8 protein-coding genes are annotated in these 13058 nt (G+C 50.0%); 7 read left to right on the top strand and 1 reads right to left on the bottom strand.

Annotated elements, in window-relative coordinates:
- Positions 1-103: 103 nt before the first annotated feature.
- Positions 104-820 carry an IS66 family transposase gene (locus J7439_RS14825; RefSeq protein ID WP_209202767.1) on the bottom strand — a complete coding sequence of 239 codons (717 nt, stop codon included), beginning with the start codon at positions 818-820 and terminating at the stop codon, positions 104-106.
- 396 nt (positions 821-1216) lie between these two features.
- Between J7439_RS14825 and J7439_RS14820 the strand changes: the two genes are divergently transcribed.
- The 7 genes from J7439_RS14820 to J7439_RS14790 all read left to right on the top strand — a co-directional run.
- Positions 1217-2020 carry a 3'-5' exonuclease family protein gene (locus J7439_RS14820; RefSeq protein ID WP_209202766.1) on the top strand — a complete coding sequence of 268 codons (804 nt, stop codon included), beginning with the start codon at positions 1217-1219 and terminating at the stop codon, positions 2018-2020.
- Between the two features lie 9 nt (positions 2021-2029).
- Complete coding sequence (locus J7439_RS14815; RefSeq protein WP_209202765.1) at positions 2030-6718, top strand: RecQ family ATP-dependent DNA helicase; 4689 nt, start codon at positions 2030-2032, stop codon at positions 6716-6718.
- Positions 6719-6800: 82 nt separating this feature from the next.
- On the top strand, positions 6801-7130 hold the full coding sequence (locus J7439_RS14810; protein WP_209202764.1) for a helix-turn-helix domain-containing protein: 330 nt from the start codon (positions 6801-6803) through the stop codon (positions 7128-7130).
- A gap of 16 nt (positions 7131-7146) precedes the next feature.
- Complete coding sequence (locus J7439_RS14805; protein WP_209202763.1) at positions 7147-8388, top strand: type II toxin-antitoxin system HipA family toxin; 1242 nt, start codon at positions 7147-7149, stop codon at positions 8386-8388.
- A 221-nt stretch (positions 8389-8609) separates the two neighbouring features.
- Positions 8610-9023, top strand: coding sequence for an ATP-binding protein (locus J7439_RS14800; RefSeq protein ID WP_209202762.1), 414 nt, complete (start codon positions 8610-8612; stop codon positions 9021-9023).
- Positions 9024-9111: 88 nt separating this feature from the next.
- The gene (locus tag J7439_RS14795; protein WP_209202761.1) at positions 9112-9858 is read left to right on the top strand and encodes an ATP-binding protein; all 747 of its coding nucleotides are present in this window, start codon (positions 9112-9114) and stop codon (positions 9856-9858) included.
- A 456-nt stretch (positions 9859-10314) separates the two neighbouring features.
- A partial coding sequence (locus J7439_RS14790) for a M26 family metallopeptidase (RefSeq protein WP_209202760.1) occupies positions 10315-13058 on the top strand: 2744 nt, incomplete at its 3' end.

Raw genomic sequence — 13058 nt, 5'->3', positions numbered from 1 at the left:
AATCAAAGGGTTACGAGTATTAAACCCCAACCAATGTAACTATTCGCTAATCCCAGTCACGCAGGGATACCCCGCCCCATAAGACCTTCAGACTGGATTGACCTTAGCTGGCAGGCGGGTCATGGATTCGTAATTCGTTGAGGCGACTTTCATCCATCAGCCAGGGAATCCACTGACTTAAATCTTCTGGCGGTTGCCGGTCATTGGCAATGCAAGCTTCAAGATAACCTGTCAGCCACAGCTTCTGATTTATTTTCCAGAGCTTAAGGGTCGTCAGAACAGTAAAGAGCCACGCAGCCAGTTCTGTACTCCACTCACTTCCGCTACCGTAGTAGTTTTTTCTTCCAACCACCGGGCCGCGTAATGTCTGCTCAGCGATATTGTTGTCCATAGGGACATCCGGATTCTGAATAAACCGGACAAGCCCTTCCCAATGATTTGCCAGGCTCTCCAACACTTTCCTTGCCTTTGGAGCCAGCCTTGGGCGTGTCAGCTCCTGGTCCCGCTGAGAGGTTATAAGCTCAACTTGCTTTTCCAGCCTCAACTGTCGTGTTAGCCACTGCTGCGGATCATTCCGAACCAGAAGTCGCTGCTCGTTTAAGTAATACAAACGACCAATTCTATTTACCCAGACTGTGCTCCATTTATACAGATCCGAGTCGCCACGACAGGCATCAATGAAGTCTCTCCTGACATGAGCCCAGCAGAATGCCAGAAAAATCAGCGGATGGTCTTTGGCCAATTTTTTGTAGGCTGAATACCGGTCGCAGACAAGTGTTCCCTCACCTTCTCCAATGATTGACCTGCCATTTGAGATCAATGCATTCCTGCTTGGTCAAGCTGACTTGAACAAGACTGAAGGGAGTGCCGGGTTGACCCGAAGTGCATTCAGGTTCAGGGGAGATATCAAGCATCTGCCAAGGATAGTTGAATACATGACTTTTGATGCTTGAATTATGGTTTTAGCGAAGAGTTACACTATTAACTCTGCTGGGGATTGTCCGATTCTGCAAGGTTTTGTCTTATTCCGCAATCACTCAACTCAGTGTGAGTGCACACCACACTGAGTCAGCAGCAAAGTCATGACATGACTTTACTTGTATCCCCGGATTTTTCAGAATGCGTTGTTACACCGAGAAAGGGCTGATCATTCTGTCCTGTTTCTTTTGGACAGGCTGTCGAATTAGAATACTTTGTATCTTACGGACGATACATTATGACCAGCAGCCAGTCTGATACCTCCGGCTCTTCAACGCCTGACTTCGGTAACGACCTCAATAAAGAGCACCATCAAAAAGAAGTCGCTGTGTTTAACAGTCCAGAATTACAGGCTTTGCTTGCGGAGATTATTGCCCTTGATCTGGAAACCACAAGCCAGGGAGCTATCCGCCATATCGGAGCTTATTATAATCCGGTTATCGGTCACCCTGAAGCTCCGGTCCTCAGTGACCGGATACAGCAGTTTGAGTACCAGGGAGGCAAGCGAAAAGAGGTGATGGCTGCCTTGCAGGGGCTGGATGCCTTTTGTCAGCCTTGCCGTTTTGTCCTCGGCCATAATCTGATCGGCCATGATTTGCCGGTATTGCAATCTCTTCAGCCCGGTTTGCAGCTATTGTCCAAACCGGTGATTGATACCTTATTCCTGTCTCCCCTGGCTTTCCCCCGTAATCCTTATCACCGATTGGTGAAAGATTATAAACTGGTCAAAGATGCCATTAATGACCCGGTGGCGGATGCCCGGCTGGCACTGTCTATCTTTGTCGAGCAATATCAGAGTTTCTGGGAGACTGCACAGAACGAGCCTGACCTGATTCGGTTCTATCATTTCTGCTTTGCCACTGGCCAGCCACAGGATGAGCATTCTGGGCAATCTGGTGATGAGCTGCCGGAGGTTATCGGGGCATCATTCGAGGGGATGTCTGCGGTTTTCCAGACATTGATTGATCGGCCGTTTACCGCTGGCCCGGACGTGTTACAGGCCCTGGTGCGGTTATGCAAAGGTCTGGTTTGCCCAAAGTAGATCCGTCGTGTGGCTATACGGCACTTGCCCGAAACCCGAATGCGGGTGCTGTTGCCCTATTGTGTCGCCTGGTTGAAAGTATCCGGAGGCAATTCGGTGATACCGGGTTGGGTCCGTCATCGTTTTCCGGAGATACCCAATCTCCTCAAGCAGCTCCGGGATCAGCACTGTGGTGATGAGTCGTGCAGTTACTGTGCAGAAAATCATGACCCGGTGAGGCAGCTTCAGCGCTACTTTAATTATCCGGATTACCGCAAAACCAAAGAAGGGCAACCGCTGCAGCGGGATCTTGTGCTTGAGGGCATGAATGACCAGCCGTTGCTGGGTATTTTGCCTACTGGCGGCGGTAAATCCATTTGCTTTCAGATTCCCGGTCTGGTGCGTTATTACCGCCGTGGTTTGCTGACGGTGATTATTTCGCCGTTGCAGGCATTGATGAAAGACCAGGTGGATAACCTGAAAAAGAAAACCGGCTCCATAGCCGTTGCTGCTATTTACGGTATGTTAACGCCTCCGGAGCGCGGGGCTATTCTGGAACAGGTGCGCCTCGGCGATATTGGCCTGCTGTATCTGTCGCCGGAACAGTTACGAAACAAGTCGGTAATTAAGACCCTTAGCCAGCGGGAAATAGGCTGCTGGGTATTTGATGAAGCCCATTGCCTGTCAAAGTGGGGGCATGACTTTCGGCCGGATTATCTTTATGCGGGACGATTTATTCGGGAGCAGTCGCTTAACAGTAAACAGCCACTGCCTCCGGTAGCCTGCTACACCGCAACCGCGAAACACGATGTGATAGATGATATCCGTGACCATTTTTCCAGCCATCTTGGGCAGTCCCTGACCCTGTTTCAGGGGGGCGTTGAGCGTTCCAACCTTGCTTATGAAGTGCACCTGGTTACCCATGCGGCTAAATATGGCCGGGTGTCGGAACTGATTATGGAGCGCCTGCCGGAGAATGGTTGTTGTGTTGTTTATTGTGCCACCCGTAAGAATACCGAGGAGCTGGCGCAGTTTCTGTCGAAGGCACTTAATCAGTACTCTGAAGAAACGCAAAGGTCGCTGACCGTTAGTCATTTTCATGGTGGCCTGGACGTTCCCGCCAAAAAAGTGATTCTGGAAGGTTTTATCCTTGGGAGGATTGACATTATCTGTGCCACCAACGCTTTTGGCATGGGGGTGGATAAAGATAATGTGCGGCTGGTGATTCATGCGGATATTCCCGGCTCTCTGGAAAACTATCTGCAAGAGGCGGGGCGTGCCGGTCGTGATGAGCAACCTGCCGAGTGTATATTGCTGTTTGACCATCAGGATATTGAAACCCAGTTCAAGTTGGGGGCTCTGTCTGAAGTTCATCTGAATGATATTCAACAGATTTTGCGTGGACTGAGGCGACTGGAAAAACAGCCGGGGAAGGATATTGTGATTACGTCCGGCGAGCTATTGCGTTCCGATGACGTGGATACTTCTTTTGACCTGGATGACCGATCAGCAGATACCAAGGTAAAAACGGCCATTGCCTGGCTGGAGCGTGGTGGTTACCTGGAAAGAAATGAAAACGCCAACCAGGTGTTCCAGGGCAAACCCCTGTTCAGTACCCTGGAAGAGGCAGAGGAAAAGCTGGATACCTTACAGCTGTCCGACACTAACCGGAAAAAGTGGATAATGGTGCTCTCGGCCCTGATTAATGCCGATCCCGATGAGGGCGTGAGTGCGGATCTGCTGGCGGAGGATATTGGCCGTCACCTGAAAGCGCAGGATAAAGCTACCCCGCTGAATACTACCGATATCATGACCATACTTAATCAGATGGCGGATGTGGGGTTGGTCTCCAACGGGTTATTGATGACTGCTTTTCTCCGGCCCAAGGGGCGAAATAATGCCCGGGATGTCTACCAGAAATTGTGCCGGTTAGAAAAGGCCATGCTGGGTAGCCTGCGGGAAGCCCATCCCGATGACCATGAAAAAGAACCCTTTCCATTGGATTTGCGCCAGTTGAATCAGGTGCTGGTGGACCAAGGGCTGGATTATGCCAATCCTGACCTGTTGAGAAATCTGCTGAAAAGTCTGGGCGAAGATGGTAAAGGGCTGTCGTCGTCCATAGGCAGCGTTGAATTCAGGTACATCTACAAAGATCATTACAGCCTCAGGCTATGCCGTAGCTGGGCCAACATTCTGGCAACCATGGAAAAACGACACGCTCTGTCCCAGCATATCCTGATTGCACTGATCCGATCGGTTAAAGATTCTGAGCAGTCTTCCCGGAGTGAGGTGCTGGTGGAGTTTTCCCTGGAATCACTGCTGGACAGTGTCAAACAGGATATGACGCTGGATATTCGTGAAGGCAAAGAGCTGGCAGCGCTGGAGCGTGGACTGCTTTTTTTGCACGAGCAGGGTGCCATTATTCTTCAGCAGGGGTTAGCTGTTTTCCGCCAGGCCATGACGTTGAAGATGAACAATGAAGCCCGCAGTCGACGCTATAACAAAGGAGATTACGATCCGCTGTTCCGTCATTACAAGGCCCGTATATCTCAGGTTCATGTAATGAATGAGTACGTGAAGCTCGGGTTGGAAAAAATGGCTTCGGCGCTGCGTCTGGTTCAGGACTATTTTCAGCAGGATAATGCCAGCTTTCTGAACCGTTACTTTAAGGATCGCAAAAAGTTGCTGGAGCTGGCGACCAGTGAGCAGTCCCTGAAAGATATTGTTGAGTCACTGGGTAATCCGCAGCAACAGGCGATTGTTCAGGCTCCGGTGGATCAGAATATGCTGGTGCTGGCGGGGCCCGGTTCCGGGAAGACAAGGGTGGTCGTCCATCGCTGTGCTTATCTGATGAGGGTTCAGCGGGTTCGGCCGTACAGTATTCTGGTGCTTTGTTATAACCACAGTGCCGCAGTGACGTTACGCCAGCGGCTTTATCAATTACTGGGCCGGGAAGCCCGGGAAGTGACGGTGCAGACCTTTCACGGCCTGGCCATGCGTCTGACCGGAACCAGCTTTCAGGCTCCGGATATTGGGGGTAATGGCAATCGCAGTCCGTCTGCTGGCAAACAGCAGAATAATGTCTTTAATTTTGATGAGCTGATTCCCGGGGCAACAGCATTGCTAAAAGGTGAAACCCTGTTGCCGGGCATTCTGGGTGACCAGGCCCGGGAGCGCCTGCTGGCAGGTTTTGAACATATTCTGGTGGATGAGTATCAGGATATAGATGCCCAGCAGTATGAGATGATCTCGGCCATTGCCGGGCGCACCCTGGAACAGGGAGAGCAGAAACTGAGCATCATGGCCGTGGGGGATGATGACCAGAGTATTTATGGTTTTCGTCAGGCCAGCGTCGAATACATACGACAGTTTGAACAGGATTATCAGGCACAGCGGCATTACCTGGTGCAGAACTATCGATCTTCCAGTCATATTATCAATGTTGCCAATGGCGTGATTAACCAAAATAACAATCGCATGAAAACCCGGCAGGAAATTCGTATCAATGATGCACGACAACACTTGCCCGAGGGCGGCAGTCTCGACAGCCTGGATCCTGTGGTCCGGGGGCGGGTGCAGATACTGGTTTGTGCTGATATTCGCCAACAGACCCTGGCCGTGGTGCAGGAGTTACAGCGTCTGAAAGAGCGGATGCCGGATCTGGACTGGGGTCAATGCGCCATTCTGGCCCGTCACGGTATTGCCAAAAAAGAACTGACCCATATTCGCAGTGCCCTGGAACAGGCGGGGTTGCCTGTGAGCCTGCCGTTGGAGAGTGGCCAGAATCTGCCTCTTTTTCGGATTCGTGAATTTGATGAAACGCTCCGATGCCTGAATGAACACTGTGACAATGTGGCGGATAGCCATGGCATACGACGTTGGCTGGAAGCACTGTCCCTGCCTCCGGGGCTTTGGCGGGAGAAAGTCATGGCACTGGTGGATAGCTGGGAAGAGGAAACCGGCGGTGCTGAATTACCGGTCAGTGCGCTGGTGGCTTATATTGTCGACTATCTTCGGGAAACCCGGCGGGAACAGAGACTGGGAGACGGTATCCATCTGGGTACGGTACATGGTGCCAAGGGCATGGAGTTTCCGGTGGTGGTTATGCTGGATGGGGGATGGTTGTCTTATCATTCCCGGCGGTCAGGAACCATTACCATCGCGGCTGATGCCGATGCCATAGAAGAAGAGCGTCGGCTATTTTACGTGGGCATGACCCGGTCAATGGAGCAGTTGGTGATCTGCCAGCGTCGGGATGTGCATAATCCATTGATTGATGACCTGGGTGATGGGTGCCTGACTCGTGCAGTGGATCCCTCTGGTGATTACCCACAGCAACAATTCTATCTGATGGGGTTGGCTGACCTCTATTTGAGTTACGCTGGCTTAATGCCGGAAGCACACCCCATTCATGGGGTACTTGCCGGATTGAATGCGGGTTGTACAGTAACCCTGAAAAGGGATAAAGACGCCATCCTGTTGTTAGCCGATGGTCAGGCCGTGGCAGCGCTGTCCAAAACTATGATCCGGAATAATCCCTCCCTTGTGCATCAGCTTGATCAGGGCAATGGTTCCCCGTTACAGGGGAGTGTGATTGCCATAGTTCGACGGCGTCTGGAGGATTCTGAGGAAGCTTTCCGGGGCATGCATAAATGCTCGCAATGGGAGGTGCCGGTTGTAGAGCTGGTGTTGATCAATGAAGACCGGGGCAGTTATTAGAAGAATTACTTCTTGTCTAATGGATTTTTATAAAAATGAAACTATAATTTCATTTAATTGGCTTCTATGAAGGTTTAGTTTCATGTCTTCTCGCTCTGCTGTTGTTTTTCCCAAGGATCTTCGGCTGTTGAAAACACTGGGCGAGAATATTGCCCTGGCGATGAAACGCCGGAAGATCACCCAAACCCGATTGTCTGAGCGTACCGGTCTGTCTATGCCGACCCTTCGTAATATCACCCGGGGTGAACCCGGTGTTTCCATTGGTCATTACCTGGTAGTGCTTTCAGCACTAGGGTTGGCTGAAGATTTAGCGAAGGTTGCATTGGATGATGAGTTTGGCCGTAAGTTACAGGATATTGAACTGCTATCATCCCGTCGCAAAAATAACGAACGTCATTCAGATTCCTTTTAAAGGGAAGGTGCCAGTTATGAGTAAGTCTGTTTGGGTTTATGCCCATTGGCATTCGATGGAACAGCCCGAACGGGTGGGCATTTTAGAGGTTGATCTGGTTCGGGGTGTAGAAGTTTACCGGTTTGCTTATGCCGAAAGCTGGTTAAGTTCACCATTTGCGGTACAGATAGATCCCCAGTTGAAGCTGTTCTCCGGTGATCAGTTTAATAATGATGCGCGCAATTTTCGGGTCTTTATGGATTCGTGTCCAGATCGCTGGGGGCGTTTATTGATGCAAAGGCGCGAAGCGGTTCTGGCCAGGCAGGAAGGGCGGCGTGTTCAGCGGCTCAATGAATCGGATTACCTGCTGGGTGTGCATGATATCTGTCGTATGGGGGCGCTGCGGTTTAAATTGTCCGACAGTGGTCCTTTTCTTGATAGTAATGAACGGTTGGCTGCCCCACCATTTTCAAGTCTGCGGGAACTTGAGTATGCGGTTAGTCAGATTGAGCTGAACCAGGATTTGGATAACCCGGATTATCTTAAGTGGCTGTTTATGCTGATTTCTCCCGGGTCGTCGTTAGGTGGCGCACGTCCCAAAGCCTGTGTAAGCGATGGCGATGAGCTTTGGCTGGCGAAATTTCCAAGCCATTATGATGGTTATGATGTGGGTGCCTGGGAGTATCTGGTTTATCGCATGGCAACAGATGCCGGTATTAACATGGCACCCTGTAAAATCCAGCGTTTTAATAGCTCACACCATACTTTTCTTACCCAGCGCTTTGATCGTTATGGGCAGGTGCGGCGTCACTTTTCATCAGCGATGACTCAGCTGGGTTACTATGATGGTGATGATGGAGCAAGCTATCTGGAGCTGGCACAGTTTCTTATTGAGCAAGGGGCAAACACACAGGCTGATCTTGCTCAGCTCTGGCGGCGGCTGGCGTTTAATATTCTGGTTTCCAACAGTGATGACCACCTTCGTAATCATGGGTTTATACTGGCGGACAATGCGAGTTCAGGCTGGTTGTTGTCACCGGCTTACGATATTAATGTGATTCAGGGTGCAACGGGTCTGCATCTCAATATTGATGACTATTCCAATGAGTTGAGTCTGGATCTGGCGCTGGAAGTAGCCCCTTATTTTCAATTGTCAGCGACACAGTCCAAAGAGATATTGACAGAGCTGCGTAGTGTGACCGACAACTGGCAACAATACGCGAATGAAATTGGCATTAATCGTCAGGAACAACAGTTACTGGGATTAATGCTATTTTGAAACTATATTTTTATTTTGGTTTTAATAAAGAACTTATAGTTTCATTTTATACTTCTTTGTGTTGCTGGATTTCCAGTCAGAAGTTCACTTCTATCAGCGTTTTAATCGAGCCTTGCAAAGCTTGATAATTCCAGATAAATGATCAGTAAAATCCATTTTAGTCCGACTATAAATCCATAATGGTCGATTTTATAATCCATATTAGTCATGACTGGATTACTATGGACTACATACCAAGAGCCATTGAGCGTAAATTGCGGGAATGCCTGCAGGATAAGCCGGTGGCCATTATCACCGGTCCCCGGCAATCTGGCAAAATGACCCTTGCGCGACATCTGCTGGAGACACTCAAGCCTGAGGGTTCCGGCAGTTATCTGACCCTGGACGATGAAAATTTCCTGACGGTTGCCCGCAATGACCCTATTGGTTTGCTGCGTAATCAGCCGCGTCCGGTCATTATTGATGAAATTCAGCGGGCTCCGGAATTGATTCGCACGATCAAACTGCTGGTGGATGAAAACCGTCAACCCGGATCTTTTATCCTGACTGGCTCCGCCGATCTGATGACGCTGCCGGCACTGGCAGATTCACTGGCTGGTCAGGCAGAATTTTTTACCCTGTACACCTTCAGTTAGAGTGAGTTGAAGAGAGGCCTGCTGGTGGGCAGAAAGAGCATGATATTATCTACCAGCTACTGTCTGTGGATTTTACTCCCCCGACCGGGTGCTGCTTGAGCTTGATCAGGTCATTTCGGCCATAGCTTGTGGTTGTTATCCGGAAGCAATACAGTGTTCTGCAAATCACAGGACACGCTGGTTCAGCTCTTATACCGATGCAATTATCCGGCGGGATATAAGAGAAGTTTTTCAGTTGCAAAAGCTGGATGAAATGGCGCAGCTGATTAAATCACTGTCTTCTACTTCTGACGCGCTGAACTATGCACGTCTTGGTAAAGCGATAAAGATGGATAGCAAATCTGCACATATATACGTTGCAGCCCTTGAAAACCTGTATCTGGTAAAGCGAATTCCCGGGTGGCATCGGAATGAACTCAAACGGGCAATTAAGCAGGCAAAAGTGCATTTTGTAGACACTGGATTGCTGTGTTTCCTGCGCGGCATAAATGCAGCGGCGATTAAAGCTGACAGAAATCTTATGGGATCGTTAATGGAAGCCTGGGTCTGCTCCGAACTATTGAAGTCTATCGCCATCAGTGATCAGGACTGCCAGCTTTTCCACTATCGTCACAAGAGTCAGCGAGAAGTGGACTTTATCCTGTCAGGACATAATGGTCAGGCCACAGGCATTGAGGTCAAGGCAGGCATGGCGATCAAAAAAGAGATGTTCGCGACTCTGGAAATGCTCATGGCAACAGGCAGTATTAAGCGGGGGGTAATTGTTTACAACGGTGATAGAGTGCTGCCCTTTTCGGATAAACTGGTGGCTTTGCCGGTGGGGTGTCTGTTTTGAATATAAGTTGTATGTCGTGCAAAAAACAGTGAGAACAAAATCATTGCGTGGCATAAAGACATCAAAGGATTACAGAACCCGGTGAGAACAAAAATAACCACTTAACCAGTTGATTTTACAGGAATGCTCATTTCGTTCGGGACGAAAGGGTCGGAGGTTCGAATCCTCTCACGGCCCGGGTTCTGTCACATTTGCCGCACCAACATCGCTACGAGGCTGTCCGGTAATTGCATTTTCATAGCAAAAAAAAGCCCCATGTAATTCAAATTATTCTTACCACTGCCATAAAACTGGCTACCGTTATCGCTTACCTATTAACGCTTTACCGATGTAGAAAAAAAAACAGTTGCGTGTCAGAAATGGTCAAACATCACTGACCTGTTTGCTTCTTTGTGTTTGCCCTATAAGACAATGGATTAATATCTCCGCAAACAGCTTTATTATGAGGTAATGATTTTGATACGGCAATCAGGCGTAAACCCGGCAGGCATGGTCATCGACCCGCAACCTGTAACAACCCCCACTACAGAACCGGAGGGTCGATGGAGAGGGTGGGAGGTGATCCAATCGGGGGCCAGTGCATTTGTTCGGTCACTGCATCCCTTCTATGATCCATTCAATAGCCACCGCCACCTGCCAGTGCAGGATGTTGCGGACTCTGCTGCTGGCATTGATCTTTGGGGCGTTGAGACCAATAATTTCCAGCAGTTCACTGCACTGGCAGGACGGGCGATAGCAGCTTATTCCGGCCTGCCTTCAGAAATCAATAGCCTGCTGAGCTATCTTGCCAACCTGGCGGTTGTGGGCCGGTTTGCCATCGATCAGCTGAATGCGTTCAATGCTTTCGACGGTTCGATACCTGAGCCTGGCACACACAGGGAAAATACACCGGACGAGACTTTGGAAAACACGAAAGTCAAAACCAGAAAAGCCTCACAGAACCAACGACAACAGCCTGGTAAATCCGCCGCCCCAACGCTACGGGCCAGCCAGTTGCCAAACACACCCTTGGCACTGGGGGCTCTGGTCGGCCTGTCCGCGGTCGGTGCGGCATCAGCATCCGCCACTGACACTGACTCCTGGTCTGAGGTGCGGGATGCCGAGGACCTGGGCAATATCTGCCGTAATGCGGAATCATGCAGAAAACAATATCGCCTGATTGAGAATATCAACGTTACCCAATTGCTCCAGTCCATTGGCACTGAAGCCAATCCATTCACCGGCAAGTTGGACGGCAATTATCGTACTATTGGCAATTTATCGAATTGCCTGGTAAAACACCTGTCCGCTGGGGGCCGTATCGAGAACCTGACCCTTAGTGATGCCAACATAACCTCAAAGGATTCGGCCGGGGTAGTGGCTTGTGAAATGTCTGGTGGCAAAGCCATGATCAGTAATATTCGGGTTGAACGTGCTGACGTTTTTATCGATGTTTATGAAGAATCCGCAGCTATTGGCGTGGGCTCAGTAAATGGCGGAGGAACTATTACTAACATGACTGCGGTAAACTGTAGTGTTACAGCAGAGGGTTCTTATGTACATGCCGGTATTGGTGCGGGAATTTCGAAAGGTGGAATCGTTAAAAACATAATGGCGGTGAACTGTCATGTTAATGCAAAGGGAAATTCTTCAAATGCCGGTATTGGGGTGGGATATCAGCATGAGGGAGGAACGGTTACAGACACGACAGCGTTGAACTGCACGGTGACAACCGACAAAATTGGAGAGCTTAAATTTCGGGGTGGTTTTGGGGCTGGTATTGGGGCTGGAGTATCGAATGAAAGTACTGTTAACCACACGACAGCGGTGAACTGTCATGTTAAAACAAAGGGAAATCATGCAAATGCCGGTATTGGGGCTGGATCATCGTGGGACAGTACTGTTAACCACACGACAGCGTTGAACTGCAAGGTGATAACCTCAGGCAGTAAGGCAAATGCCGGTATTGGGGCTGGATCATTATTATCGTACGGTAGAAGGAGCGTTGACAACACAATGGCGGTGAACTGTAGTGTTACCACCAAGGGAAAGGATGCAAATGCCGGTATTGGCGTAGGAAGCTTAGATGAAAGAGGAAGCTTAGATGAAAAAGCAAATATCGCCAACACCAGGGTGATCATTAGCACTGTCGAAAGTAAAAATGCCAATGCGACTATCTCGGGAGGAGATAAACCGATTATTTGTAATGTCACTGTCATACCAAAAGGCACTGCCGAGGGGTGTCATAATGATTTCTGTACAGTTATTGCCCCCGACTTAGCAAAACTAAAGCGCCAAATCGTTAATTATTGTCCTGTTAGTTGTAATGTCCCTGTTAATGGCGAACAAAAAGGCACTGCCGAGGGGTGTCAGGGTTGGCAGGGTGATGTCTGTACAGAAATTGCCCCCGACTTGGCAAAACTAAAGCACCAAATCGATAATTATTGTCCTGACACACCAATCACAGGGACGCTGGCCACAGCACCAGACACCACCATGAGCTTTTCCAGTTCGGGTTCTGTCACCACGACAACGCCCCCAACCACCGAGGCCACAGCACCAGACACCACCATGAACTTTACCAGCCCGGGCTCTGTCACAATGACAACGCCTCCAGCAAATGGGTCCGAGGTACCAAAAATGACCTTCTCCGGCCCGGGTTCTGCTACATTTGCCGCACCAACACCGCCAGTGGCATCACCAAGCCCTGCCGTTATAGCTTGTATCGCCACCCTGGGCACGGTGATTTTTTTGCTGGTCGGTGTGATCGCCTACCGCTATTACAGCCAAAGGTCATCAACTAATGCTGGTCGTAACCGCGCGGAACCCATGCCGCCCTCACCCAGCGGCCGCCTCCGTGCTGAGGGACAGCTGCCTACTCCTCCCCGGAATCATTACCAACCGTTGTCGTTCAGGCCGAGGAACAAGAGACCGCTGCCTGCTCCCCCAAGCCATTACCAACCGTTAACATTCAGACAAGGGAACACGGCAACAGGGGGCAGCAATCCCCTGATGGGTAATGAAAAAGAACCCGCCCCCCCTGACATCCCTTTGTACTACGAACTGATCGGGTATGAATCCACTGATAACCATGGTGAACCGGTGGCGGACGGGCAGGCCGGTATAGCAACAGAGGGCAGCAGCTCCGTGGCGAACACTGGAAAACCCACCCGACCAGGCAACCCTGTGTACCATGTACTGACCGAACATGGGACTTACTC

The organism is Salinisphaera sp. G21_0, from assembly GCF_017744115.1.
Lineage (GTDB): Bacteria > Pseudomonadota > Gammaproteobacteria > Pseudomonadales > Endozoicomonadaceae > Endozoicomonas.
The sequence above is the reverse complement of the archived record's forward strand: the minus strand, read 5'-3'. Positions and strand labels throughout refer to the sequence as shown.